At 72.1% G+C, this 24,180-nt stretch carries 27 protein-coding genes and 1 pseudogene; 8 read left to right on the top strand and 20 right to left on the bottom strand.

Features of this window, described 5'->3' with window-relative positions; translation table 11 throughout:
• Window positions 1–349: 349 nt before the first annotated feature.
• Window positions 350–1,321 carry an NAD-dependent epimerase/dehydratase family protein gene (locus AB0K14_RS35455; RefSeq protein ID WP_360463019.1) on the top strand — a complete coding sequence of 324 codons (972 nt, stop codon included), beginning with the start codon at window positions 350–352 and terminating at the stop codon, window positions 1,319–1,321.
• Between the two features lie 4 nt (window positions 1,322–1,325).
• On the opposite strand, the gene AB0K14_RS35460 is transcribed toward AB0K14_RS35455, so the two are convergent.
• Window positions 1,326–2,039: a DUF2334 domain-containing protein gene (locus AB0K14_RS35460; protein WP_360463022.1), complete on the bottom strand. Its 714-nt coding sequence runs from the start codon at window positions 2,037–2,039 to the stop codon at window positions 1,326–1,328.
• A 72-nt stretch (window positions 2,040–2,111) separates the two neighbouring features.
• The gene (locus AB0K14_RS35465) at window positions 2,112–3,017 is read right to left on the bottom strand and encodes a phosphoribosylaminoimidazolesuccinocarboxamide synthase (RefSeq protein WP_360463025.1); all 906 of its coding nucleotides are present in this window, start codon (window positions 3,015–3,017) and stop codon (window positions 2,112–2,114) included.
• Between the two features lie 62 nt (window positions 3,018–3,079).
• Between AB0K14_RS35465 and AB0K14_RS35470 the strand changes: the two genes are divergently transcribed.
• The 4 genes from AB0K14_RS35470 to AB0K14_RS35485 all read left to right on the top strand — a co-directional run bounded on the left by AB0K14_RS35470 (window position 3,080) and on the right by AB0K14_RS35485 (window position 6,010).
• Window positions 3,080–3,931 carry an ABC transporter substrate-binding protein gene (locus AB0K14_RS35470; RefSeq protein ID WP_360463027.1) on the top strand — a complete coding sequence of 284 codons (852 nt, stop codon included), beginning with the start codon at window positions 3,080–3,082 and terminating at the stop codon, window positions 3,929–3,931.
• Entirely contained in the window at window positions 3,928–4,758 is an 831-nt protein-coding gene (locus AB0K14_RS35475) for an amino acid ABC transporter permease (protein ID WP_360463030.1), read from the top strand. The genes AB0K14_RS35470 and AB0K14_RS35475 overlap by 4 nt, the downstream gene beginning before the upstream one ends.
• The gene (locus AB0K14_RS35480) at window positions 4,755–5,504 is read left to right on the top strand and encodes an amino acid ABC transporter ATP-binding protein (protein ID WP_360463033.1); all 750 of its coding nucleotides are present in this window, start codon (window positions 4,755–4,757) and stop codon (window positions 5,502–5,504) included. The genes AB0K14_RS35475 and AB0K14_RS35480 overlap by 4 nt, the downstream gene beginning before the upstream one ends.
• An 89-nt stretch (window positions 5,505–5,593) precedes the next feature.
• Complete coding sequence (locus tag AB0K14_RS35485; RefSeq protein WP_360463035.1) at window positions 5,594–6,010, top strand: hypothetical protein; 417 nt, start codon at window positions 5,594–5,596, stop codon at window positions 6,008–6,010.
• Here the strand turns inward: AB0K14_RS35485 and purB are convergent.
• From purB to AB0K14_RS35520, 7 genes are all read right to left on the bottom strand, one after another.
• Entirely contained in the window at window positions 6,007–7,440 is a 1,434-nt protein-coding gene (purB, locus tag AB0K14_RS35490; RefSeq protein WP_360463037.1) for an adenylosuccinate lyase, read from the bottom strand. The two genes, AB0K14_RS35485 and purB, sit on opposite strands and share 4 nt — an antisense overlap.
• A gap of 47 nt (window positions 7,441–7,487) precedes the next feature.
• Window positions 7,488–8,306: a hypothetical protein gene (locus AB0K14_RS35495; protein WP_360463040.1), complete on the bottom strand. Its 819-nt coding sequence runs from the start codon at window positions 8,304–8,306 to the stop codon at window positions 7,488–7,490.
• Window positions 8,303–8,833: a SigE family RNA polymerase sigma factor gene (locus AB0K14_RS35500; RefSeq protein ID WP_360463043.1), complete on the bottom strand. Its 531-nt coding sequence runs from the start codon at window positions 8,831–8,833 to the stop codon at window positions 8,303–8,305. The genes AB0K14_RS35495 and AB0K14_RS35500 overlap by 4 nt, the downstream gene beginning before the upstream one ends.
• A 48-nt stretch (window positions 8,834–8,881) precedes the next feature.
• Window positions 8,882–9,466, bottom strand: a complete 585-nt coding sequence (locus tag AB0K14_RS35505; protein WP_360463045.1) for a TetR family transcriptional regulator — start codon at window positions 9,464–9,466, stop codon at window positions 8,882–8,884.
• 13 nt (window positions 9,467–9,479) lie between these two features.
• Window positions 9,480–9,803 carry a multidrug efflux SMR transporter gene (locus tag AB0K14_RS35510; RefSeq protein ID WP_360463048.1) on the bottom strand — a complete coding sequence of 108 codons (324 nt, stop codon included), beginning with the start codon at window positions 9,801–9,803 and terminating at the stop codon, window positions 9,480–9,482.
• 86 nt (window positions 9,804–9,889) lie between these two features.
• A complete protein-coding gene (locus AB0K14_RS35515) occupies window positions 9,890–10,645 on the bottom strand; it encodes a hypothetical protein (protein WP_360463051.1) in 756 nt (251 codons plus the stop codon).
• A gap of 17 nt (window positions 10,646–10,662) precedes the next feature.
• The gene (locus AB0K14_RS35520; RefSeq protein ID WP_360463054.1) at window positions 10,663–11,181 is read right to left on the bottom strand and encodes a SigE family RNA polymerase sigma factor; all 519 of its coding nucleotides are present in this window, start codon (window positions 11,179–11,181) and stop codon (window positions 10,663–10,665) included.
• 152 nt (window positions 11,182–11,333) lie between these two features.
• Here AB0K14_RS35520 and AB0K14_RS35525 point away from each other — a divergent pair, with 152 nt between their 5' ends.
• Window positions 11,334–12,353, top strand: coding sequence for a GntG family PLP-dependent aldolase (locus AB0K14_RS35525; RefSeq protein ID WP_360463057.1), 1,020 nt, complete (start codon window positions 11,334–11,336; stop codon window positions 12,351–12,353).
• Between the two features lie 82 nt (window positions 12,354–12,435).
• Window positions 12,436–12,882, top strand: a pseudogene (locus AB0K14_RS35530) (HAD-IA family hydrolase); the annotation flags it as partial.
• Between the two features lie 43 nt (window positions 12,883–12,925).
• Here AB0K14_RS35530 and AB0K14_RS35535 read toward each other — a convergent pair.
• The 3 genes from AB0K14_RS35535 to AB0K14_RS35545 all read right to left on the bottom strand — a co-directional run bounded on the left by AB0K14_RS35535 (window position 12,926) and on the right by AB0K14_RS35545 (window position 15,131).
• Window positions 12,926–13,675, bottom strand: a complete 750-nt coding sequence (locus AB0K14_RS35535; RefSeq protein WP_360463060.1) for an ion channel — start codon at window positions 13,673–13,675, stop codon at window positions 12,926–12,928.
• A gap of 60 nt (window positions 13,676–13,735) precedes the next feature.
• The gene (locus AB0K14_RS35540) at window positions 13,736–13,909 is read right to left on the bottom strand and encodes a hypothetical protein (protein ID WP_181320179.1); all 174 of its coding nucleotides are present in this window, start codon (window positions 13,907–13,909) and stop codon (window positions 13,736–13,738) included.
• 67 nt (window positions 13,910–13,976) lie between these two features.
• A complete protein-coding gene (locus AB0K14_RS35545) occupies window positions 13,977–15,131 on the bottom strand; it encodes a pyridoxal phosphate-dependent aminotransferase (protein ID WP_360463063.1) in 1,155 nt (384 codons plus the stop codon).
• Between the two features lie 433 nt (window positions 15,132–15,564).
• On the opposite strand from AB0K14_RS35545, the gene AB0K14_RS35550 reads away from it, so the two are divergent.
• On the top strand, window positions 15,565–15,945 hold the full coding sequence (locus AB0K14_RS35550) for a VOC family protein (protein WP_360463066.1): 381 nt from the start codon (window positions 15,565–15,567) through the stop codon (window positions 15,943–15,945).
• Between the two features lie 28 nt (window positions 15,946–15,973).
• On the opposite strand, the gene AB0K14_RS35555 is transcribed toward AB0K14_RS35550, so the two are convergent.
• From AB0K14_RS35555 to AB0K14_RS35590, 8 genes are all read right to left on the bottom strand, one after another.
• Window positions 15,974–16,504: an ESX secretion-associated protein EspG gene (locus tag AB0K14_RS35555; RefSeq protein WP_360463069.1), complete on the bottom strand. Its 531-nt coding sequence runs from the start codon at window positions 16,502–16,504 to the stop codon at window positions 15,974–15,976.
• Between the two features lie 116 nt (window positions 16,505–16,620).
• Entirely contained in the window at window positions 16,621–17,388 is a 768-nt protein-coding gene (locus AB0K14_RS35560) for an ESX secretion-associated protein EspG (RefSeq protein WP_360463072.1), read from the bottom strand.
• 1 nt (window position 17,389) lies between these two features.
• Entirely contained in the window at window positions 17,390–18,682 is a 1,293-nt protein-coding gene (locus AB0K14_RS35565; protein WP_360463075.1) for a hypothetical protein, read from the bottom strand.
• A 9-nt stretch (window positions 18,683–18,691) separates the two neighbouring features.
• On the bottom strand, window positions 18,692–19,309 hold the full coding sequence (locus AB0K14_RS35570) for a DUF3558 domain-containing protein (RefSeq protein WP_360463078.1): 618 nt from the start codon (window positions 19,307–19,309) through the stop codon (window positions 18,692–18,694).
• Window positions 19,293–19,748, bottom strand: coding sequence for a hypothetical protein (locus AB0K14_RS35575; protein WP_360463080.1), 456 nt, complete (start codon window positions 19,746–19,748; stop codon window positions 19,293–19,295). The genes AB0K14_RS35570 and AB0K14_RS35575 overlap by 17 nt, the downstream gene beginning before the upstream one ends.
• 161 nt (window positions 19,749–19,909) lie before the next feature.
• Window positions 19,910–21,166 (bottom strand): phosphoribosylamine--glycine ligase, encoded by a 1,257-nt coding sequence (purD, locus tag AB0K14_RS35580; RefSeq protein WP_360463083.1) that lies wholly within the window; start codon window positions 21,164–21,166, stop codon window positions 19,910–19,912.
• A 28-nt stretch (window positions 21,167–21,194) separates the two neighbouring features.
• Window positions 21,195–22,187 carry a TAXI family TRAP transporter solute-binding subunit gene (locus tag AB0K14_RS35585; RefSeq protein WP_360463086.1) on the bottom strand — a complete coding sequence of 331 codons (993 nt, stop codon included), beginning with the start codon at window positions 22,185–22,187 and terminating at the stop codon, window positions 21,195–21,197.
• Complete coding sequence (locus tag AB0K14_RS35590) at window positions 22,168–24,165, bottom strand: TRAP transporter fused permease subunit (RefSeq protein WP_360463089.1); 1,998 nt, start codon at window positions 24,163–24,165, stop codon at window positions 22,168–22,170. The genes AB0K14_RS35585 and AB0K14_RS35590 overlap by 20 nt, the downstream gene beginning before the upstream one ends.
• Window positions 24,166–24,180 lie beyond the last annotated feature (15 nt).

Consider the following 24,180-nt stretch of genomic DNA (forward strand, 5'->3'; position numbering starts at 1 on the left):
GACGGCGATGTCGGCTAGCCAGAGCAGCGGTTCCTCTCGACAAACGCGTGCACACTCACGGCCGGGTATCGGCGCTACACCGACCAGTCCGTAGAAACTCCGCCCGAACGTGTGTTCGGCCGCCCCACTGGTCCCATTCTCGCAGCAGTTCACCCGTCGGGAATTGGATTCCCGGACCAGTACTTCGCTGAAGTCGACACAGCCGAGGCCAGTAAGCCGAGGAAGTGAGCATGGTCCTCCTCCCGGACGGTTGACGCGGCCGTGCTCACGCCTTTTCGCGGTCCACCCGGCCGTTCGCTGTGGGCGGACGTGGTGGCGGCACGGCCGGGTGGGACGCAGGGTGGGGATCATGCGCATCCTGGTACTGGGCGGCACGGTGTTCCTCAGCAGGGCGACGGCGGCCGAAGCGGTGCGGCGGGGGCACGAGGTGGTCTGCGCGGCACGGGGGGAGTCCGGCCAGGTGCCCGAGGGCGCCACGCTGGTCGCCGTCGACCGCGACGTCGACCTCGGACCGCTCGAAGGCGAGCACTTCGACGCGGTGGTGGACGTGGCCAAGATGTCGGTCACCTGGGTCCGTCGGGCGTTGGGATCGGTCACCGCGGACCACTGGACGTTCGTCTCCAGCTGCTCCGTCTACGCCGACCACTCCGTCCCCGGCACCACGGCCACGCTCGCCCCGCTGGAGGACGACCCCGGCGCGCCGATGTCGCCCGACCGCTACGGCGCGGTCAAGGTGGCCAGTGAGCACGCCGTCCTCGACGCCGTCGGCGACCGCGCGTTCATCGTCCGCGCGGGCCTCATCACCGGCCCCGGCGACCCGAGCGACCGGTTCGGCTACTGGCCCAACCGGCTGTCCCGGGGTGGCCGCGTCGCCGTCCCGGACGCGACCGACCAGCCCGCGCAGCACGTCGACGTGCGCGACCTGGCCGCCTGGATCGTGGACGCCGCCGAGCGGCGCACCACCGGCACCTACGACGCGATCGGCCCGGCCAACCCGTTGTCCCTGGTCCTGGGCGAGATCGCGGGTGCCGTCGCACCGCAGGGCACGGCGCTGGTCCGCATCCCCGAGCCGGTCCTCAAGCGGCACGAGGTGGAGCCGTGGACGGGGCCGCGGTCCCTGCCGCTGTGGTTGCCGCCGACCCACCGGGCGATGATGCTCCGCGACGCGGGTCCGGCGTTGGCCGCCGGTCTGCGGGTCCGGCCCACGGCCGAGACGGCGGTGGACGCGCTGGCGTACGAACGAGCCCTCGGCCCGGACCGCGACCGCCGCGCGGGACTGCCGCCGGACGTGGAGGACGCGCTGCTGCACGACGTGGGTTGAGCCGCTACCGCGTCCTGGTCGGCACCGCGCCCGAGGGCGTGGACGTCGTGCCGCGCGGCGAGGTGGTCGAGCTGTAGGTCGCGGGCGACGCACCGTGGTGCAGTGCCAGGTCGACGGCCTCCAGCAGCACCTCGCGCGGCCCGAGCCGGTCCAGGTCCGCGGCGTCCGCACCGATCCGCACGAGCCCGCCGCGCCGGGCCGCCCGACCGACGCCGAGCAGGTAGCTCCAGTGGTCGCCGACCACCCGCACCCGGCCCGTCCGCACGTCGCCGGTGCGCAGGTCGCGCACGCCCGCCATGTCCGCGCACACCGCGAACCGGTGCCGCCGCAGCGCGACCACGGTGCCCGGTGACGCGAGCCACCCCGGCGGCGCGAACAGGTCGGTGGCCAGCCCCAACCGCTCCAACGCGGCCCGTGCGGCGACCAGCCGCAGGCCGGCCTCGTGCGCGGGCAGCGCGGAGAACTCGGCGCGCCTGCGCAGCGACACGGCCCGGTGCGTCGGGTCCGGCTGGTGGTCGAACCCGTGCAGCACCAGCGCGTCACCGGCGGCCACGCGTCGACGGACCCAGTCCAACGCCTCACCGGGCACGGCCTTGCGCGGTGCGAGGAGCAGCGACAGCGGCACCCGCCGCCGGTCCAGCTCGTCGGCGAGGTCGGCGCACCGGGCGAGCGTGCTCGGCCCGATGCCGGACAGCGAAACCACGAGTTCGGCGACCATGCCACCCAGTGCGCCCCATCGGCGTGTCGCCCGCTCTAAGACGAGGTGACGGCCGGGTGCGGAGCCGGCGAACTATTCGGCGTCGGGCTGCCCGGGGCTGGGCCAGTCCGCGAACGACCGACCGGTGATCCGCTCGTACGCCTCCACGTACCGCGACCGGGTGGCGGCCACCACGTCGTCGGGCAGCGGTGGCGGCGGGGTGTCGGACGCCCGGTCCCAGCCGGAGGCGGGCGAGGTCAGCCAGTCGCGCACGTACTGCTTGTCGAACGACGGCTGCACGCGTCCCGGCTCGTAGCCGTCCAGCGGCCAGTACCGCGACGAGTCCGGCGTCAGCACCTCGTCGCCGAGCACCAGCGCACCGGACCGGTCCAGCCCGAACTCGAACTTCGTGTCGGCGAGGATCACCCCGCGCGTCCGGGCGAACTCCCGTGCCGCGCCGTAGACCTCCAGCGTCACGTCCCGCAGCCGGCCCGCCAACGAGGCGCCCACCTGGGCCTCGACGTGCGCGAACGACACGTTCTCGTCGTGCGCCCCGAGCTCGGCCTTGGTCGCCGGGGTGAAGATCGGCGGCACCAGCTCCGAGGCCTCCACCAGCCCGGGCGGCAGCTCCACGCCGCACACCGACCCGGTCTGCCGGTACTCGGCCATGCCGGACCCGGTCAGGTAGCCGCGGGCCACGCACTCGACCTGGACCATCTCCAGCCGCCGCACCAGCAGCGCCCGGCCGCGCACCTCGGCGGGGATGCGCGGGTCGTCCCACGCCACCAGGTGGTTGGGCACCAGGTCCGCGAACCGCTCGAACCAGAACACGCTCATCGCGGTGAGCACCCGCCCCTTGTCGGGGATCGCGGTGGTCAGCACGTGGTCGAAGGCGGAGATCCGGTCGGACGCCACGAACAGCAGCAGGTCGTCGTCCACCTCGTGGACCTGACGGACCTTGCCGGCGGCGACCTGCCGGTAGTCGGCGAGCTTGGGCACGGCCGAAGCCTACTGGTGCCGGCTCGTGGGCAGCCCTTCCCACCTGCGGCAAGATTCACCCCATGCGTGCACCCGGACTGATACTCGCCGTGACCGCCGTCCTCGCGGTCGGCTGCGCCCCCGCGGACCAGACCACGCCACCGACCAACCAGGTGGACGGCGTGGCCTGCACGAAGGACAAGCTGCCCACACTCACCCCGGGCAAGATCACCTTCGGCACGGACCAACCGGTGTACGAGCCCTGGTTCGTGGACGACGACCCGACCAACGGCAAGGGCTTCGAGTCGGCGATCGCCTACGCCCTGGCCGAGGAGCTGGGCTACGCCAAGACCGACGTGGTGTGGACGCGGGTGCCGTTCAACGCGGCGATCCAGCCGGGCAAGAAGACCTACGACATGGACCTGAACGAGTTCTCCATCACCGAGGAGCGCAAGCAGGCCGTCGACTTCTCCGCGCCGTACTACGACGTGGACCAGGCGGTGATCACGCTGAACTCGTCGAAGGCCGCGTCGGTGAAGACGCTGGCGGAACTCAAGCAGGTCAAGATCGGCGCCCAGGTCGGCACGACCAGCTTCGACGCCGCCGAGCGCCTCCAGCCCGAGCAGGACGTCGCGGTCTACAACACCAACGACGACGCCAAGGCCGCGCTGCGGGCCGGGCAGATCGACGCGCTGGTGGTGGACCTGCCGACGGCGTTCTTCATCACGTCCGCGGAGCTGGAGGACGGCCTGATCATCGGCCAGATCCCGCAGGGTGACGGCAAGCCCGAGCAGTTCGGCATCGTGCTGGACAAGGGCAGCCCGCTCACCGCGTGCGTGTCGACGGCGGTGGAGAACCTGCGCACCGAGGGCACGCTGACCAGGATCGAGCAGGAGTGGCTGGCGTCCGCGGGCACAGCACCCGAGCTGAAGTGACGAGCGAGCTGCAACGGGAGCGCCTGTCCTACAAGCGCTCCCGTTCGCGGCGGTCCACCCTGGTCGCCCTGCTGTCGACCGCCGTGTTCGCCGTCGCGGTCGGGGTCACCGTCGCCGGCGCGCCGGGCTGGCCACGCGTGCGGCAGTCGTTCTTCAACGTGGACATCGCGTGGCGCTCGCTGCCCGCGATCCTCGAAGGGCTCTGGCTGAACCTGCGCGTGCTCGCGGTGTGCGGGGTGCTGATCCTGGTGCTGGCGCTGGTCGTGGCCATGTTGCGGACGCTGCGCAGCCCGGTGTGGTTCCCGCTGCGCGCGCTGGCCACGGTCTACGTGGACCTGTTCCGCGGCCTGCCGTTGATCATCCTGCTGTACCTGGTCGGGTTCGGCCTGCCCGCGTTGCGGCTGACCGGCGTGCCCAACGACTTCGTCGTGCTCGGCGGGGTGGCGCTGGTGCTCGCCTACACCGCGTACGTGGCCGAGGTGTTCCGCGCCGGGATCGAATCGGTCCACCCGTCGCAGGTCGCGGCGGCCCGGTCGCTGGGCCTGGGTCCGCGCAAGACGCTGCGGCTGGTGGTGCTGCCGCAGGCCGTCCGCCGGGTCATGCCGGCGCTGCTCAACGACTTCGTCGCCCTGCAGAAGGACTGCGGGTTGATCTCCGTGCTCGGTGCGGTGGACGCGGTGCGCGCCGCGCAGATCGAGCAGGCACGGGCGTTCAACTTCACCCCGTACGTGGTCGCGGGACTGCTGTTCGTGCTGCTCGCGGCGCCCACGGCGCGGTTCGCCGACGCCATGGGCCGCCGGTTGGAACGCCGCCAGGGGGGCCGATGACCGAGCCGGTGCTGAGCGTGCGGGGCCTCGTCAAGCGCTACGACGGCGACACCGTGCTGGACGGGATCAGCCTCGACGTGCACGAGCACGAGGTGGTCACCGTGATCGGGTCGTCGGGGTCGGGCAAGTCGACCCTGCTGCGGTGCGTGAACCTGCTGGAGGAGCTGGACGACGGGCAGGTGCTGCTCGACGGCGTGGACGTGTCCGACCCGCGGGTGGACGCCGACCGGGCCCGGCGCGGCATGGGCATCGTGTTCCAGGCGTTCAACCTGTTCCCGCACATGAGCGTGCTGGACAACATCACGCTCGCGCCGCGCGTGGTGCACGGCGAGTCGCGTGACGCGGCCGAGCGCAATGCCCGTGACCTGCTCGAACGGGTCGGCCTCGGTGATCGTGCGGGCAGCTACCCGGAGCAGTTGTCCGGTGGGCAGCAGCAGCGGGTGGCGATCGCGCGGGCGTTGGCCTACTCGCCGCGGTTGCTGCTGCTGGACGAGATCACCAGCGCGTTGGACCCGGAGCTCGTCGGCGAGGTGTTGGCGCTGGTCAGGGAGCTGGCGGAGGCGGGCCGGACCATCCTGATGGCCACCCACGAGATGGGTTTCGCCCGACAGGTCGCCGACCGGGTGGTGTTCCTCGACGGCGGGCGACTGCTCGAATCCGGACCGCCCGAGCAGGTGCTCGGCGAGCCGGCGCACCCGCGCACCCGCCAGTTCCTCCGGAGGATCATCGACGCGGGCCGTCTGTAGCGCCCGCGTTAGGCCGCTCGGGAGACTCCACTTGGGGTATCGGACGAGTGACCCCTACTCTGCTTGCCGTGGTCCATCGGAAGGCATTTGTGGCACCTGTCGCGGCGGGCGGCGGGCTGCTCGTGCTGCTGCTCGCGGGCGCCTGCGCGAAGCCGTCGGCGAGCCCGGAGCCCGTGGTGCTCCCGACGATCTCCAGCACGGCACCGGTCACCTCGATCCCGGCGGTGGCGAACATCTCGGTGCGACCGGCGGCGACGACGCCGCCACCACCACCACCACCGACGGTGGCCGAGACGACCGAGCCGCCACCACCTCCACCGCCACCACCGGCGCAGGTCCAGCCACAGCCGACGGTCAAGCCGACCACGACGCCTCCCCGGTTCGACGAGGTGGCCATCGAGGGCTTCCCGTGCGACGAGGAGGGCGCGACCGCGGTCGACCCGGCGGGCCGCAAGCTGGTCTGCGAGAAGACCCGCCGGGGCCGACTGGTGTGGGACAGGGCTTAGAGGATGGGCTCGGGGACGTAGCCGGCCGCGGTCGGGTGGTTCGCCACCACGTCCTCGACCTGCCGCACCACGTCCGCGACCTGCTGCTCGGCCACACCAGTGAACGACAGGCGGTCGGCCAGCAGGGCGTCCAGGGCGGCGCGGTCCAGCGGCAGGCGGTCGTCGGCGGCGAGCCGGTCGAGCAGGTCGTTCTCGACCAGGCCCTGCTCGCGCATGGCCAGCGCCACCGCCACCGCGTGCTCCTTGATGGCCTCGTGCGCGGTCTCCCGGCCCACTCCGGCGCGCACCGCCGCCATCAGCACCTTCGTCGTCGCCAGGAACGGCAGGTAGCGGTCCAGCTCGCGGGCCACGACCGCCGGGTACGCGCCGAACTCGTCCAGCACCGTGATGAACGTCTCCAGCAGCCCGTCGAAGGCGAAGAACGCGTCCGGCAGCGCGACCCGGCGCACCACCGAGCACGAGACGTCGCCCTCGTTCCACTGGTCGCCCGCCAGCTCGCCGACCATGGACAGGTAGCCGCGCAGGATGACCGCGAAGCCGTTGACCCGCTCGCACGACCGGGTGTTCATCTTGTGCGGCATCGCGCTGGAGCCGACCTGGCCCGCCTTGAAGCCCTCGGTGACCAGCTCGTGGCCCGCCATCAGCCGGATGGTCTTGGCCAGCGACGACGGTCCGGCGGCCAGCTGCACCAGGGTGGACACGACGTCGAAGTCCAGCGACCGCGGGTAGACCTGGCCGACGCTGGTCAGCACGTTCTCGAAGTCGAGGTGGCCCGCGACGCGGCGTTCGAGCTCCACCAGCTTGTCCCGGTCGCCGCCGAGCAGGTCCAGCATGTCCTGCGCGGTGCCGACCGGGCCCTTGATGCCGCGCAGCGGGTAGCGGGCGATCAGCTCGTCCAGCCGGCGGAACGCGACCAGCAGCTCGTCCGCGGCGGTCGCGAAGCGCTTGCCGAGGGTGGTGGCCTGGGCGGCGACGTTGTGCGACCGGCCCGCGAGCACCAGGTCGGTGTGCTCGGCGGCCCGCCGGGCGAGGCGCGCCAGGACGGCGGCGGTCTTGCCGCGCACGTGCTCCAGCGACCGCACGACCTGCAGCTGCTCGACGTTCTCGGTGAGGTCGCGCGAGGTCATGCCCTTGTGCACGTGCTCGTGCCCGGCCAGCGCGTTGAACTCCTCGATGCGCGCCTTGACGTCGTGCCGGGTGACCCGCTCGCGCTCGGCGATCGACGCCAGGTCGACCTGCTCGACCACCCGCTCGTAGTCCTCGACGGCCTCGGCGGGCACGTCGATGCCGAGCTCGGCCTGGGCGCGCAGGACGGCGAGCCACAGCTGCCGCTCCAGCACGATCTTGTGCTCGGCGGACCACAGCGTGGCCAGCTCGGTGGAGGCGTAGCGACCGGCGAGGACATTGGCGATTCGGGGCTTGACCGTCACGTGACCAGCATATTTCGCCCGGACGGGCAGCCGGACGCCGGGGAGCGTCAGGACACCGCGAGCTTGGGGTCGGTGGCCAGGGCCTCCAGCTGGTCGACCGTCAACGCCACCTCGGCCCGCACCGCCGAGCCCGTGGTCGGGTCGAAGTTGTAGCCGCTGACCTGCACCGCCGAGCCGTCGGCGCGCAGGTGCACGACCGTGTGCGTGACGAGCTTCCGGTTCGACGCGGTGGTGGGCAGGGCGTACAGCAGGTGGCTGCCGTCCTGCCGGCGCACGTCCGCGTGGCACCCGATCTCGGTGCAGAACCCGTCCCGGGTCACCTGCGACGGCGGCACGGTGAGCCGCACCAGCACCTGGCTCGAACCGAACCGGTCGACGAAGCTCACCCACCCGGTGAGGTACCCGGGCTCCTTGTCGACGTCGACGAACTCGGTGCCCTGCACCTTCACGTCGGGCACGACCTCGGCGAACCGCTCGGTCAGGTACGCCGAGAGGCGCGTGCCGGTGCCGGCGGCGAGCGTCGGCGGGACGTCGGGCCGCTGCACGGTGGTCGCCGGGTGCTCCGGCGCCGGGTCCTGCGGCGCCGACGACGACGTCGGGCCCGGCGACGGGGCGGCCGACGGGGACGGCGTGGTGGTCAGCACGTGCCCGCTCGCCGCGTCGATCCCGGGCCGCTGCTCGAACAGGCCGGGCAGGGACAGCACCGTGCCGGTGAGGGCGAGCGTCACCACCGCTACTGCCACCAGCGCGCGACGGCGCTTGCGCACGTGCCGGGCGCGTTGGATCAGCTCGTCCGCGTCGAAGCGCAGCGGCGGCTCGTCGCCGACCGCGGCCCGCAGCCCTTCCCGCAGTTCCGCCTCGCTCATGACGCCACCACCGCCCCCCGCTCCAGTTGCTCGACCGCCGCCCGCAGCGCCACGAGGCCGCGCGCCGTCTGGCTCTTGACCGTCCCCTCGGTGCAGTTCATCGCGACCGCGACCTCGCTCACCGGCAGGTCCTCGAAGTACCTCAGCACCAGCACGGCCCGCTGGCGCGGCGGCACGCGCAGCAGCGCCGCGTGCACCAGGTCGCGTGCCCACAGCTGCTCGCCCGCCCGGTCCGGGTCCGCCGCCGAGTCGGCCACGTCCGGCACCTCGCCGTCGCGCTGCTCGACCCTCCGCCACGGTCTGCGCTTCTCGTCCAGCCACGTGCGCAGCAGCACCTTGCGGGCGTACCCAGACGGGTTGTCGCGCCACTCGATCCGGTGCCACGCCTGGTACAGCTTGAGCAGGCTGGCCTGCATCAGGTCCTCGGCCATGTGCCAGTCGCCGCAGAACAGGTACGCGGTGCGCCGCAGCGAAGCGGCATGGCTCACCGCGAACTCACGGAAGCCCTGCTCCTCCGCCTTGCGCATGCCGATCGGTCCCCTTCCGCGCCCCCACACCTTCTACGCGGTCGGGGGTCAGCGGGGTTGCATCGACTTGCTCAGCATGCGGCGGGCCGCGGCCCTGGGGTCGGGGCTGATCTCGATGAGCGCGTTCACCACGGCGCCGTCGACCAGCGCGATCAGCTCCTCCACGCGTTCGCGGCCGACCGGCTGACCGGCGCGGGCGAAGATGTCGAACAGCAGGGCGTGCAGCTCGCCGGACATCCGGCGCATCAGCGGCCGCAGGTACGGCCGCCGCCCGGTGGCGACGAGGCGCTCGTAGCGCAGCAGCACGGCCTCGGCGTCGCGTTCGCCGGACGGCCCGAGCAGCAGGTCCAGCACGAGCTCGATGAACGCGTCGCCGCCGCACTCGCGCGGGTCCAGCTCGTCGAGCCGGGCCTTGCCGTAGGCCAGCTCGGCGTTGCCGTGGAACTCCAGGGCGGCGATGACCAGCTCGTCCAAGGAGTCGAAGTAGTACGTGGTCGAGGCCAGCGGCAGGCCCGCGCGCTCGGCTACGGCGCGGTGCCGGATCGCGTCGAAACCACCGTCGGCCAGGAGGCTCGCGGCGGCTTCGACCAGCGCCTGGCGCCGGCGTTCGCCCTTCGGCGTTGCGGCTGTCATTGCAGGAAAGGTACTAGTGCCCGCCACCGGCCAGGTTGAGGCCGACGACACCGCTGACGATGAGGCCGAGGGAGACCAGCTTGAGGGTGCTGACGCCGTCGCCGAGCCAGATCATGCCGATGACGGCGGTGAGCGCCGCGCCGATCCCGGTCCACACCGCGTACGCCGGTCCGGCGGGCAGCTGCTTCATGGCCCACGCCAGGCCCGCGAAGCTGATCAGCGCGCACACGGCGAACACCACGGACCACCACAACCTGCTGAAGCCGTCGGAGAGCTTCAGCGCGACCGCCCAGCCCGCCTCGAAGAACCCGGACACGATGAGCACGGCCCACGCCATGACGACCACCCCTCAATCTGGTACAAGCGTACCAAATTAGTGGTACGCGAGCTCCATGCTGGGCAGTGACCCAGGTCGCCGCGACTTCAGAACCGGGCCGCGAGCCGCTGCGCCAACCCGGCCAGGTCGTCCGAGAACGGCTCGTCCGGCGAGCCCTCCTCCGACCTGCTGAGCACGTACAGCTCCTGGCCGCCGCGCGTCTTCGCGCTCGCGTCCACGAAGGAGTGGTCGGGCACCAGCCCGGTCGTGCCCGCCGGTGCGATCACGGCGGACACCGTGCCGTAGCGGTCCCCGTCGCGCACGAGGAAGCTCGCCCCACGCGCGTCGCTCGGGCAGTTGGCCGCGGCGGGCGACGCATCGTCGGCGTTGGCGACCGAGAGCTCGTCGGCGAGGGCGACGGCGAGCTCCCGGTCCACCTCAACGCACCCGCGTTGGGCGCTGCCGACCTTGGTGCGGTCGGCACTCCCCGATGGCTCGTCCCCCTGCGTGGACGGGTCCTCGGGGATGATCTTGGGCGGGTTTCCACCGCTGCGGTCCGGTGACCCGTTCTCCGACAGCACCTCCGGCTCGCTCGCGCCGAAAGGTGAGACGTTAGGGGACGAAGCGTCCTGAGCGGAACCCGCCGCGGCGCTGTCGCCGCTCGTGTTCCGCATGAAGTCGGAGGTGACGACCAGGCCGCCGAACACCAGCACGACCGCCATGGCGGCGCCGACCGCGACGGCCGACCTGCGCCGCGCGGTCGCCCGCGCCGAGGCCGTCCGCACGGCGCCCACGTCGAAGGACGGGGGCGGCGCGTCCCGGGCCGCGTCGCGGAACAGCTCGGCGAGCTTGTGCTCGTCCACCTACCTCCTCCTCCCGCTCACGACGCCGGCCGCAAGTCGTCGATCGAGTCGCCCAACGCCTCGCGCAGGGCGTCCAGACCCCTGGAGGTCTGGCTCTTCACCGTGCCCTCGGAGCACCCCAACGCCTCGGCTGCCGCCGCGACGTCCAGGCCCTCCAGGAACCTGAGCACGAGCACCGCCCGCTGCCTCGGCGGCACCCGCCGCAAGCCCGCGACCAGCGCCTCGCGCGTCGCCACCGAGTCCGCCACCTCACCGTCGCCCGAGGGCCTCTCCGGGACCTCGTCCACGAAGCGCTCCCGCCGCCACGGCCGGCGCGACTCGTCGATCACCGCGCGCACCAGGGACCGGCGGACGTAGGCGTCCAGGGCCTGCTTGTCCCGGACCTTGCGCCACCTGCGGTGCAACGCGACGAACGCGGTCTGCGCGAAGTCGTCCGCCCGGTGCCAGTCACCACAGAGCAGGAACGCCGTTCGGCGCACGGCCTCCCGGCGAGCTGCGAAGTACTCCGCGAACTCCTGCTCGTCGCGCTGATCCACGCGAACTGTCTCCACTCGTCGTGCTTGCACTGACCGGACGGAACCGGAGGCGCCCACGGTTGCACGCCGGTCCACCGAGACTTGCGTCACCCCCATCGTGGTACCGCCGGCACGACTGGGTCAGGGCTTGCCGGGTGTGATGTGATCCATTCGTGACCCAGCTCTCGCCGCTCGACTTCCGCTCCGACACCGTCACCCAGCCGGACGAGACCATGAGACTCGCCATGGCCGGTGCCGAGGTCGCCGACGACGTGCTCGACCACGACCCCACCATGCGGCAGCTGGAGGAGAGGGTCGCGGAGCTGCTCGGCGTGGACGCGGCCCTGTGGGTGCCGTCCGGGTCGATGGGCAACCTGATCGCGCTGACCGTGCACCTGCGCCCCGGCGACCGGTTCCTCGCGCCGCGCGGCGCCCACGTGCTCGACAACGAGCTGGGCACGGCGGCGTGGATCGCCGGCGGCATGCCGCACGCGTTGGAGTGCGACGCGGGGCCCGGTCGGGCTTCGCCGGACGCCGTGCGTGCGGCGGCGGGGACGTCCGGGCCCTACTACACGCTGCGCACGACGCTCTTGTGCCTGGAGAACACGCACAACGCCGCCGGTGGGGCCGTGACGCAGCCCGACGAGCACGCGCTGCTGGTCTCGGCGGCGAAGGAGACCGGCCTGCGGGTGCACCTGGACGGCGCGCGGTTGTGGAACGCGTCCGTGGCGCTGGGGCTGCCGCCCGCGGCGTTGACGGTCGGGGTGGACACCGTGCAGGTGTGCCTGTCGAAGGGGCTCGGCGCGCCGGTCGGGTCGATCGTGGCCGGGACCACGTCGTTCGTCGCGGAGGCGCGGCGGGTGCGGAAGATGCTCGGCGGCGGCGTGCGGCAGGGCGGCGTGCTGGCCGCGGCGGGCCTGGTCGGGCTGGGGCGCATCGACGACCTCGCGCAGGACCACGCGAACGCCCGCACGCTGGCCCGCGGCCTGGCCGAGCTGGGGTGGCAGGTCGACGAGCCGGAGACCAACATCGTGCTGGCCGGCGTGCCCGACCTGGAGGTGACGTTGACCGGGCTGCGGCACCTGGGCGTGTTCGCCGGGCCGATGGCGGGCAAGGTGCGGTTCGTGCTGCACCGCGACGTGGGCGCGGACGACGTGGCCGAGGCGTTGCGGCGGATCGGGTCGGCGAGCTGACGTGCGCTGGGTGGTGTTCGACCACGGCGAGGTCATCAGCGAGCCGAACCGGGACCTGCCGGCGTTGGCCGCGCTGCTCGGAGTGCCGGTCGAGGACTTCACCACCGGGTACTGGGCCTCACGGCCCGCCTACGACGCCGGTCGGCCCGACCTGGAGTACTGGCGGGCGGTGGGTGACGCGGTGGGCGTGCCGGTGGACGAGGCGCTGTCGCGGCGGCTCACCGAGGCGGACGTGCGCGGGTGGCTGAGGCCGGCGCCCGCCGCGGTGGAGCTGGTGCGGGAGCCGGCGTCGGCCGGCGTGCCGCCGGCGTTGCTGTCCAACGCGCCCGTGTCGCTCGCCCGGACCGCCGAGGAGCAGCCGTGGACCAGGCACTTCCGGCACCTGATGTTCTCCGGTGACGTGGGCGTGGCCAAGCCGGACCCGCGGATCTTCGCCGCGTTGGCGAGCCGGATCGGGGCGGAACCCGGCGACTGCGTGTTCTTCGACGACCGGCCGGAGAACGTCGACGGCGCGAACGCGGCTGGGCTCGTCGGCGTGCTGTGGCAGGGGCCCGCGCACGCCCGGCAGGTGCTCAGGTCTTGGCCGACCTCGCGGCGCGCAGCTCCTCGCGCAGCTCGGCCAGCTCCGCCCGGACCAGGCGGAGCTCGGCCGCGGTGGCCTGCTCGGCCTCGGACACCGACTCCTCGACCCCGCTGAGCCGTTCGACCAGCCAGGACGCGATCGTGCCGGTGATGACACCCAGCAGGGCGATGCCGCCGATCATCAGCAGCGCGGCGACCAGGCGACCCTCCCAGGTGACGGGGTAGCGGTCGCCGTAACCGACGGTGGAGATCGTGGTGAGCGTCCACCACGTGGCGTCGCCGAACGTGGTGATGGTCGCGTCGGGGTGGTGGCGCTCGGCGTCCAGCACGGCCAGCGAGGAGCACAGGCCGACCAGGACGGCGACGCCCGCGGCGTAGACGCCGACGCGTTGCCGGAACCGGCCCACGAACCGCTTGTTCAGCACCTTGAGGACGGTCACGAGCCGCAGCACGCGCAGCTGGCGGACCATCGGCAGCAGCACCGCGAGCAGGTCGAACAGGTGCTTCACGATGAACTTGCGCTTGTCGGGCGCGAGCTTGAGGCGGACGGCGTAGTCGAGGGCGAAGACCAGCCAGATCAGCCAGAGGACGACCTCCAGCACGGTGTGCAGGCCGGCGGTCGAGCGGTCGTCGAGGACCTGCCAGGCGTAGGCCACCACGAACAGGACGGCCAGGCCGGTCAGCGGCCACTCGGCGCGGCGCTCCCAGTGGGCGAGGCGGCGCTCATCGGTCTCGAACACCGACCCATGGTGCGGGTCGAGCCGGCGTTTTTCCAGCTCGTGGGGGTAACGCGGGGTCCGTCAGGGTCCCTTGATGCCCTTGGGGCGCTTGTTGCTCTTGATCGCGCCGTACGCGGCCGTGCCCAGGAACAGCACGCCACCGATCACCGCGAGCCAGAAGACGCCCTCGATGACCGCGCCGAGCACGGTGATCACGAGCCAGGCCGCGAGCAGCCACAGGATTATCCGCACCATGGTCACTCGAACGAATGATCTACCCGTTCAGTTCCCCACCCCGCCGAACCAGCGGGTACAACTGTCATCATGATGACGACAACCAACCACCCAACCGCCGCAACGCCTCCTCGATGTCGGGGGCGGCCCCGGCGAAGGACATCCGGATGAACTCGTGCCCGTGCACGGGGTCGAAGTCGATACCGGGCACGATCGCCACCCCCGTGTCGTCCAGGAGGCGTCGGCAGAAGGCCATCGAGTCGTCGGTGAGGTGCGAGACGTCCGCGTAGGCGTAGAAGGCGCCGTCCGCCGGGGCCACCTTGTCGATGCCGAGGTCGGCCAGGCCCTTGAGCAGCACGTCGCGGTTGAGGCGGTACCCCTCGACCAGGCGCTCGGTCTGCGCGTAGGACTCGGGCTCGAACGCGGCGACGGCCGCGTGCTGGGCCAGGGCGGGCGGGCAGAGGGTGAAGTTGCCCGTCAACCGGTCCACCGCCCGGCGCAGGTCGGGCGGGAGCAGCATCCACCCCAACCGCCAGCCGGTCATGGCGAACGCCTTGGAGAAGGAGTTGACCACGATGGCGTCACGGGAGGTCTGCCAGGCGCAGGCGAGCGGCGTGCCGTAGCTGATGCCGTGGTAGATCTCGTCGCTGACCAACCGCACGTCGTGCTCGGCGCACCAGGTCGCCAACCCGGCCAGCTCGTCCGGGGAGAGCACGGTGCCGGTCGGGTTCGCCGGACTGGCCACCACCAGCCCGTCGAGCGGTCCGGCGTCGTCCAGCATCGCCACCGTCGGCTGGAACCGGGTCTCCGGCCCGCAGGCCAGCTCGACCACCTCGCAGCCCAGCGCGGTGAGGATGTTGCGGTAGGCGGGGTAGCCGGGCCGGGCCAGCGCGACCCGGGCGCCCGGGTCGAAGGAAGCGAGGAACGCCAGCAGGAAACCGCCCGACGAGCCGGTCGTCACCACGACGTCGTCCGGCGAGACCGCCAGCCCGTACTGCCGGTGGTAGTGCCCCGCCAGGGCCTCCCGCAGCTCCACGATCCCCAGCTGCTCGGTGTAGCCGAGGGTCTGCTCGCGCAGCGCGCGGTGGGCGGCCTCCAACACGGGCGTGGGCGCCGGACTGGACGGCTGCCCGGCCGCCAACGACACCACGTCCCCCACCACCCGCTGCCGCCGTGCCGCGGCGGACAACACGTCCATGACGTGGAAAGGAGGCACATCGGCACGACCGGCAACACCCAACATGCGCGCCAGGCTAATCGACGTGCGGGAGGAGGCTTCGCCAGTGCGTCGACCGCTGACGTTCACCGGCTTGGTCAGCCTGCGTGGTCGACGATGACGAAGGTTCCCGGCGGTCCGAACCGGCCCCTCGCTCGGGTTGCCCAGGCGGCATAGGCCCATGATCAGGCATTTCTCGCCGTCGTGCGACACCGCCCGGTCAAGGATCTTCGTGGTCCGTCCTGGCCGGCAGGTCTTCCACGTCGGTGCCCTTCGGGCCTGACCGCCCGTACCGACTTGAAGGGCCGGACCGCGATCGCCGCCACGGCAACGCCTGGTCACTTCCCAGGCTGGTCGCGGCCGAGTCCGCCTCGCCCCGCTTGCCCCGGTGAACGTCAGTGGTCAACGGACTGGTCGACGTGCGGGGAGCAGGCCGCCGGTCACCACTACCGTCGACACCATGCACCGCAGCCGTGTCTCCGCCCTGCTGATCGACACACCGCAAGACCGAGCCGACCAGGCCGCCGCCTTCTGGTCCGCGGCCCTGGGCGCGACCGCCCGCCCGGTCCCGTCGGAGGAGCAGTTCACCTCACTGCACAACGCCATCCCGGGCCTGGCCGTAGCCGTCCAGGCGGTGGACGACGAGCCCCGCTTCCACCTGGACATCGAGACCGACGACGTGGAGGCCGAAACCGCCCGTCTGCTCGCGCTGGGTGCCACCGAGGTGTCGCGGTGGCTGGAGTGCCGAGTACTGCGCGCCCCGAGCGGCCACCTGATGTGCGTCCTGCCCGTGCACACCGACCCCGCCGATTTCGAGGCCCAGGCAAACGCCTGGGCCTGACCCGCCCACCGGTCGACAGCGCCCCGCTTCACCGCAGGAAGTCGTCCAACAGCGCGGTGATCCGCGTCCGCAGCACGCCGGCATCCGTCGGCCCGTGGAAGTCGACCACGTCCGCCGCCCGCCTTCGCCGCCCGCTCTGGTCGATCGCGGCGGCCCCGAACTGGCCGCGCAGGTCCGGTCCGCCGACTCGGCCGTCCGGGAGTCGCGGCAGCAGCCCGACCAGCGCGGCGGCGAGGTCGGCGTCCACCTCCCGCACGGTGAGCAGGTCACGGGTCAGCACCGCCAGCACCGAACCGGTGCCGGTGGTCGCGGCCAGCGCGCGCACCGCGGACCGGCCGATGCCCAGCCGCAGGTCCGCCGACCGCGGCGGGTTGGCGATGAGCTTGAACGCCGCGCCCAGCCACGGGTCGAGCTCGCCGCCGCGGGCCAGTCCCTGGGCGGTGAGGTGGCTCCACGGTGCGGGTTCGTCCTGCACGTGCAGGACGATCGGCATGGCGCCGAGGTCGAGGTGTTCCCAGGCGGTGCGGAACGCGGTCGCGCTGAGGGTCGCGGTGGTCACCAGTCGTCACTCCCGGATGACGGCGGGCGTTGCTCCCGGCCCCCCAGGCCCGCTCCGGAACTGACGCCGAAGAGGACTCCGGGGTTCCGTTTAGCCGCCCCCGACCGAGCGGGATCTCAGACCTCTTGCAACAACTCCCACACGCACGCGGCGAGGCGGGCGTTGTCGATCGGGGTGATCGTGCTCCAGCTGCGGCCGTCCGAACTGGGCCGGACCTGGTGCAGGTAGCGGCCGGACGGCGTGTCGTGCCAGGCGACCACGCGGCCGGCGCGCACGGGAGGCCCGCCTTGCTGGGCGCGTTCGACGCCGAACTGGCCGCGGGTGCTCATCCCGTCGCACATACCGGCGAGCTCCTGCGCCTCGTGCAGCGGCAGCCCTTGCCGCTCCAACGCGAGCACGAGCTTCTCCGCGTCCCGACCGGCTTCGTCGGACGCCGCCCGCAGCACGTCGTTCGGCAGGCTGATCGACCGCCCGTAGCCGGCGGGCATCTCACCGGCGACGGCCACCGCCGCCTCGGCGAGCGCGCTGGCCCGTGACTCGATCAGCCACACCTCGTCGCCGTCGACCACGGCGAGGATGCCCTCGTCACCGGCCGCCGCCGCAAGACCCTTGATCTTGCGGCGGTCGACCCAGATCCAGAGGTCGATCGACACCTGCGGGTTGGCCAGCAGCGCGAACGCGTCGGCCAACTCGGGCGTCAACCGCCGGTTCGCCGCCAGCCCGCGCTCGGCGAGCGAGCCCCAGGCCTGCTCGACGAACACGGCGCGTTCGGTGTGCGTGACGCCGGGGCTCGGCACGTCGAGCGCGACGTTGCGCCGGGCCAGCCGCTCACCCTCCCACGCGACGTCGAACTCGAGCGTCGACAGGACAACCGTGCCGCTCACTTCACTTCTTCTCGGACTCGTCGCCGATGACCGACTGCACGACCATCCGCTCGTCACCGAACACGTCGTCGGAGTCGACGCCGTACTTGCGGACGTGCTCGCCGTCCTCCTCGCCGGGGCCGCCCTTGGCGCTCGCCGCCGGCTGCAACATCGACGCACCGGCGCCGCCCTTGCCCGCGACACCGCCGGCCGCGCCCCGGTTGGGCACGCGCTCGTCGGGGTCGATGGCGCCGATCGTCGCGGAGATGCCGGACTTGCCGGTCAGCGTGCCGGGCATCCCGGGCACACCGCCCTTACCGGTACCACCGCCCGCACCACCGGTGCCGCCGGTGCCCTTGCCACCCGCGGGACCTTCGGGCACCTTGCCGCTGCCGCCGCCGGGCATCGCCGGCGCGGTGTTGCGCACGACCCGCCCGCCACGCGCCTGCGTGGCCGCGAGGCCGAGCCCCAACCCACCGGCCAACCCGAGCCCGAGCCCCAACCCGAAGTTGGACCCACCGGCCTTGCCCAAGGCGGCGGGCGGCACGACCGTCTGCCCACCCGGCGCGGGCGGCAGCAAACCGGTCGAGCCACCGGGCATCTGCCCGGGCAGCTGCGGCGCGACGCCGACCGAGCCACCGGGCAGCTGACCGGAACCACCGGGCAGGCCACCCGTGACACCACCTGGGATTCCGGGCGTCGCCCCACCGGGCTGCCCCACCGCCGCCACCGGCGTGCCGACGCTGGAGGTCGTCGTCACCTCGAACTGCGGGGGCCGGTTCATGCCCTGGTACTGGTTCAACGCGTCCCGGCTGGCCTCGGTGTACTGGTCGAGCCCCCGGATGGTCTGCTCCCGCGCCGCCTGGGTCGCCTTCACTTCCTTGGCGTGGTCGGTCTCGTACCCGAAGAACCCGCCGACGTCGTCGACGAAGTTGGTGTCCGTGTCACCGCGCAACTGCTGCGAGTCCGGCATGCCGTTCCGGGTGTGGCTGTAGGTGGCCCCTTGTACGGCCGTGGCCTGGGAGTTCTGCTGTGCCGCATCGGTGCCGGAGGTGGCCACGTCAGCCGACACGGTCACCGCCTGACCGGCGTTGTCCCCGGCCGCGCCTTGCCACACGATGCCGAGCTTCCGCAGCTCTTCGCGCAGCACCTGGTCGGTCTCGTCCAACGTGGAGGCGAGCTGGCGCAACGCGTGCGACGCGTCGCTGAACCGCTGGGCGGCATCACCCTTCTGGAACTGCGTGACCAGCTCGGCCAACCCAGGGTTGGTGTACCCCTCGAAGCGGTGGTCGGTGATCTGCCTGAAGCCGCTCATACCTCCCCCTTACTTCACAGTCTTCAACGTCGTCAGCGCCATTTCCGCGCCCTTGGTGGCGTTCTGGCACATCTCGTCCTGGGTGAAGTTGTCGCCGATCGGCAGGAAGGAGACGAACAGCTGCTGACCGTCCGCCACGTCCACCGCGAGCGCGCAGTCGCCCTTGCTCGTGCCCGCCAGGGTGACCTGGTAGGCGCCGAAGCCCGCGACGGACTTCTGGACGACGGCCAGGTTCCCGCCGCCCTCCCAGTAGCCCACGCCCTCGTCGGCGATCAAGGTGATCTCATAGCTGAACAGGGGCCGCGAGTTGGTCTGGAAGCTGCAACCCGGCGATTCCTTGCCGTCGATCACGTCCTGGGGTTCGCTGATCGCCTCGTCGATCTTCAATTCGCGCTGCTGCTCCGCAGTCAGCGCCGTGCACGCGTCGCTGATGCCGTCGAGCTTGATCTCCGCCGGCCTCGGCGGGAAGTCGACGGTCGCCCTCGAAGAACCCGTCGTCTCCGGCGCGCCGGTGGCGGTCGTGGGTTGAGGATTCGCGTCGCCGGGATTCTTGGTGGTCGTGCAGCCGCCGAGCACGACCGCCGCGGCGAGCGTCGTCGCGACCAACGCCCTACTGCTGCGAAGCACCCGCTGCCCCCATTGCCGCCTCGATGTCCTCATCGGTGTGACCGTATTGCTTGGCGGCACCGCGGAGCTGTTCGACCAAACCCGTGAGGCTCTCGATGTACATCTCGACGCGGCTGGCGTACGAGTCGTCGTGGTCGATCAAGCGCTCGTTCCACGCCGCGGCGATGTCCTCGTTCACCTTGTCGAGGCCGCCGGTGCTGATCCGCAGGTCGCGGTAGGCAGCTCGGTAGCTGCGCGTCAGCTGGTCGATCTGGTCGTTGATGACCGCGCCGGCCCGGAGGACGGTGTCCTTCTCGACCTTGAACTGCTGGCTCCCGCCGGGAGCGGCGGCCATCGTGTCGCCCAGCCGCTTCTCCGCCGCGAACATCTCGCCGACCGCCTTGCCGACGGCTCCCCCAGCCGCGGCGACGGCTCCTAGTAGGCCGGTCTCCTGTTCCACGACGTCCTACCCCCGTACGGTCGGTAACGGAATGAACCCGGTTCGAGGCTACCAACGACCGCGTGAGCCGGGTCTGAGGTTGGACGAAGAAACGTCCGACCCGGTTCCCGCGGGTTGGGAGTGCTCGGTCACGGGTCCCGCACGGGGACGGCCGCGGTCGGTCAGGGGACGGTGATCTCGCCGTTCGCCGCACGCAGGGCGATGTCGGTGCGGTGGTGGGAGCCGGTCAGGTGGACGCCCGCGACGCGGCGGTAGGCGTCGGTCCTGGCCTCGGCCAGGGTGTCGCCCGTGCCGACGACCGACAGCACCCGGCCGCCGGTGGAGACGACGGCGCCGTCCTCGCGGCGGCGGGTGCCCGCGTGCAGCACGCCGTCCGCCTCGGCGCCGGTGACCACGTCACCCGTGCGCGGCCTGCCGGGGTAGCCCTCGGCGGCGAGCACGACGGTCACGGCGTAGCCGTCGGCCCAGTCCAGGGGCGGCGCGGTGGCGAGGGCGCCGGTCGCGGCGGCGTGGAACAGGCCCGCCAGCGGGGTGCGGAGCAGCGCCAGGACGGCCTGGGTCTCCGGGTCGCCGAACCGGCAGTTGAACTCGATGACCTGCGGCCCGGTGGAGGTCAGGGCCAGGCCCGCGTACAGCAGGCCGGTGAACGGGGTGTCGCGCCGCGCCAGCTCGTCCACGACCGGCTGGACGCAGGTTGCCACGATCGTGTCCACGAGGTCGGGCGCGGCCCAGGGCAGCGGGGAGTACGCGCCCATGCCGCCGGTGTTGGGGCCCGAGTCGCCGTCGCCGACCCGCTTGAAGTCCTGCGCGGGCAGCAGCGGCACCACGGTGGCACCGTCGACCAGGCAGAACAGCGACACCTCAGGACCGTCGAGGAACGACTCCAGCAGCACCGGGTGGCCGTGGTCGAGCAACGTCATGGCGTGCGCGCGGGCCACGGCGCGGTCGGTGGTGACGACCACGCCCTTCCCGGCGGCCAGGCCGTCGTCCTTCACCACCCAACGCGGGCCGAAGCGGGTCAGCGCGGAGTCGAGCCGGGCCGGGTTGTCGACGATCTCCGACACGGCCGTCGGCACGCCCGCGGCGGCCATGACGTCCTTCGCGAACGCCTTGGAGCCCTCGATCCGGGCCGCCGCGGCCGACGGGCCGAAGCAGGGGATCCCGATGGCGCGCACGGCGTCCGCCGCACCCGCCACCAGGGGCTGCTCCGGCCCGACCACGACCAGGTCGGCGTTCCACTCCTTGGCCAGCGCCGCGACGGCCCCGCCGTCGGTGACGTCGACCCCGTAGGTCTCCGCCACACCGGCGATGCCGGCGTTGCCCGGCGCACAGGCCAACGCGATCACCGAAGGATCCCGCGACAACGCGAGGACTAGGGCATGTTCACGGGCGCCAGACCCGATGACCAGGACACGCACGGTGCGGAAGCCTAGATGACCCGACCGGTCATCCGCCCAGTGCGTCCAGCGAGCCGGGGTGCAGCGGCACCGGGTCGGTCATCGCGGCCTTCTCCTTGACGATGTCCTTGGCCGCCGGGTGCACGGCCTCCAGCTCCGACTTCTTCTCGTAGATGAGCTTGGTCACGGCGCACGCGTCACCCTCCGGGAAGTCCGTCCGCACGAGCAGCACGTTGGGCACCGCCACCGTGGGCACGTCCGCCGGCTGCCCGTAGGTCGCGGCCGGGATGACGCCCCGGTCGTACACCTCGTTGACCTTCTTCAACGCGTCGAGCTGCGGCGTGATGTCGATGAACTTCACCTTGTCCTTCAACGACGTGGTGATGTCGGTGATCTGCGCGGTGGGCAGGCCGCCGGACCACACGAGCCCGTCGATGCTGCCGTCCTTCATCCCGTCGGCGGTCTTGGCCAGGTCGAGCCGCTGCGCCTGCACGTCGGTCTCCGGGTTCAGCCCGGCCGCCGTGAGCAGCCGCTGGGCGATCACCTCGGTGCCCGACTTGGGCGATCCGGTGGAGATCCGCTTGCCGCGCATGTCGGCCACGGAGTCGATCCCGGAGTCGGTCCGCACCAGCACCTGCGTGTAGTTCGGGTACAGCCTGGTCAGCGCCTGCACCTGCTGCGGCTTGCCGTCGAACGCGCCCTTGCCGGCGACCGCGTCCGCCGCCGTGTCGGCCAGCGAGAACGCCACGTCGTAGTCGCCCGCGGCCAGCTGCTGGATGTTCTGCACCGACGCGCCGGTCTCGGCGGCGGTGGCCTTGAGCTTGGTGTTGTCGCTGATCAGCTTCGCCAACCCGCCGCCGACGACGTAGTACACGCCGCCGGAGTTGCCGGTCGCGATGGTGATCCGCCCGTCCGCCGCCTCGCAGGCGGCTCCGCCCGCGTTGCCGCTCGGCGCGTCGGGCGTCCGCTTCCCGCCGCACCCGGCGGCGGCGAGGCCGACCGAGAGCACGCCCACGGCGACCTTAAGCGTCCAGCTGCGCATGCTGTTCCTCTCCCGAGTGGATCTTCCGGCGTAGTACGAGGTGCACCGCCACCGCGGCCAGCAGGAAGCCGACGCCGACGGCGATGGTGACGGGTTGCAGGTAGAGCAGGGCCACGGCGGCGGGCGCGCACAGCACCCGTTCCGGCCACCGCGCGCGACCGAAGAGCCAACCGCCGGTCAGCACGGCCAGCGCGGCCACACCGAGCGCGGAGACGGCGAACACCCAGACGCCGTCCAGGAACGACGTGCGCAGCAGCAGGCCGGCGCCGTTGTCGGTCAGCACGAACGCCAGCGGCACGAGGAACGCGGGCAGCGTGTACTTCCACGTCCGCCACATCGTCTTCATCACCTCGCCGCCGGTGATCGCGGCGGCGGCCACGGCGGCGAGCGCCGTCGGCGGCGTCACCTCGGACAGCACCGCGTAGTAGAAGATGAACATGGCCGCCTCCTCGGGCGCCACGCCCAGTTCCATCAGCGCGGGCCCGATGACGACCCACGAGATGATGAACGAGGCGGTCACCGGCACGGCCAGGCCGAGCAGGCTCACCGCGAGCGCCGCGAGCACCACCGTGACGAACAGCACCACGGTCGGGTTGGACGAGATCACGCCGGCGATGTCCACCAGCGCCGACGCCAGCTCCTGCCCCAGCCCGGTCTTGGTGATGGTGGACGTGATCACGCCCGCCGCCGCGCACACCGCGATCACCGGCAGCGCCGACCGCACGCCCTGCGACAGCGAGTCCGCCATCGCCCGCAGCCACTCCCGCACGTCACCGCGCTTGGCGACCAGCGCGAACAGCGCCGCGACACCGGTGGCGTAGACGACGGCGGAGAACACCGGGATGTCCAGCGCGAGGAACAGCACGATCACCGCGAGCGACAGGAAGTGGTACCCGCCGCGCTTGAGCAGCGCCCACGGGCCCGGCGAGTCGATCTCCACCGGCTTCGCGCCGAACTTGCGCGCGTCGATCTCCACGGCCAGCGCGATGCCCAGGTAGTACAGCAGCGTCGGCAGGATCGCCCAGATCAACACCTGCAGGTACGACGTCTCCAGGTACTCGGCGATGATGAACGCCGCCGCGCCGAGGGTCGGCGGGGACAGGATCGCCCCGATGCCGGACGCGGCGAGCAGCCCGCCCGCGTTCTCCTTGGGGTAGCCCGCCTTCTTCAGCATCGGCCACGTCACCGCGCCGAGCGACACGGTGGTCGCGGTGCCCGAACCGGACACGGTGCCGAGCAGGAACCCGGCGGTGGCGGCGGTGCGGCCCGGCGCGGTGCGCGACTTGCGGAACGCGGAGAAGCTGATGTCCACGAAGAACGCGCCCGCGCCGGACGCGTTGAGCACCGACCCGTAGATCGTGAACAGCACGATGTAGGTCGCGGCGACGTCCAGCGGCGTCCCGTAGAACCCGGTCGCGTCGTTGTAGAAGCCGTTGATGATCTGGGCGAAGTCGACGCCCGCGTGCGAGATCGCCCAGGACGGCGGCAGGAACCCGCCGTAGTAGGCGAACGCGATGAAGCCGACGCAGACGATCGGCAGCACCCAGCCGGTGGTCCGCCGGCACGCCTCCAAGACCAGCACTAGCAGCAGGGACCCGGCGACGACGTCGAGCGTGGTCAGCTGCCCCTGGCGGTCCAGGAACGCGTCGAACCCGCCGAACAGCGGGTAGGCGCCGACCACGAACGCGCACGCCGCCGCCACCCAGTCCACGACACCGGGGTCGTCGGCCTCGCCGCGCCTGCCGCGCGGCCGGTAGCAGAGGAAGACCAGCGGCAACGTGACCGCCAGGAAGATCACCAGGTAGTACTGGCCGCCCTTGCTGAACGGCCAGAACACCTGCTTGAGCACGAGCAGCGCGATGGCGAGGCCCGCCACCCACACGCCCAGCTCCCACCGCCGGGACAAGGCGCGCGACGGGCGCTCCTCGTCGTACTCGGCGAGCAGTTCATCGACTTCGACCTGCGGCTTGGTCGGCACGCGCACCCCTTCGTG

Source organism: Actinosynnema sp. NPDC050801, from assembly GCF_040673975.1.
Classification (GTDB): Bacteria; Actinomycetota; Actinomycetes; order Mycobacteriales; family Pseudonocardiaceae; genus Actinosynnema.

Excerpts from the sequence above, each read along its gene's own strand:
- AB0K14_RS35585 (WP_360463086.1), bottom strand. The coding sequence starts at position 22,187 with ATGCGCAGCTGGACGCTTAAGGTCGCCGTGGGCGTGCTCTCGGTCGGC.
- AB0K14_RS35545 (WP_360463063.1), bottom strand. The coding sequence starts at position 15,131 with ATGTTGGGTGTTGCCGGTCGTGCCGATGTGCCTCCTTTCCACGTCATG.
- AB0K14_RS35455 (WP_360463019.1), top strand. The coding sequence starts at position 350 with ATGCGCATCCTGGTACTGGGCGGCACGGTGTTCCTCAGCAGGGCGACG.
- AB0K14_RS35460 (WP_360463022.1), bottom strand. The coding sequence starts at position 2,039 with ATGGTCGCCGAACTCGTGGTTTCGCTGTCCGGCATCGGGCCGAGCACG.
- AB0K14_RS35480 (WP_360463033.1), top strand. The coding sequence starts at position 4,755 with ATGACCGAGCCGGTGCTGAGCGTGCGGGGCCTCGTCAAGCGCTACGAC.
- AB0K14_RS35540 (WP_181320179.1), bottom strand. The coding sequence starts at position 13,909 with ATGGTGCGGATAATCCTGTGGCTGCTCGCGGCCTGGCTCGTGATCACC.
- AB0K14_RS35495 (WP_360463040.1), bottom strand. The coding sequence starts at position 8,306 with ATGAGCGAGGCGGAACTGCGGGAAGGGCTGCGGGCCGCGGTCGGCGAC.
- AB0K14_RS35505 (WP_360463045.1), bottom strand. The coding sequence starts at position 9,466 with ATGACAGCCGCAACGCCGAAGGGCGAACGCCGGCGCCAGGCGCTGGTC.
- AB0K14_RS35565 (WP_360463075.1), bottom strand. The coding sequence starts at position 18,682 with ATGAGCGGCTTCAGGCAGATCACCGACCACCGCTTCGAGGGGTACACC.
- AB0K14_RS35510 (WP_360463048.1), bottom strand. The coding sequence starts at position 9,803 with ATGGCGTGGGCCGTGCTCATCGTGTCCGGGTTCTTCGAGGCGGGCTGG.
- AB0K14_RS35500 (WP_360463043.1), bottom strand. The coding sequence starts at position 8,833 with ATGCGCAAGGCGGAGGAGCAGGGCTTCCGTGAGTTCGCGGTGAGCCAT.
- AB0K14_RS35470 (WP_360463027.1), top strand. The coding sequence starts at position 3,080 with ATGCGTGCACCCGGACTGATACTCGCCGTGACCGCCGTCCTCGCGGTC.
- AB0K14_RS35550 (WP_360463066.1), top strand. The coding sequence starts at position 15,565 with ATGCACCGCAGCCGTGTCTCCGCCCTGCTGATCGACACACCGCAAGAC.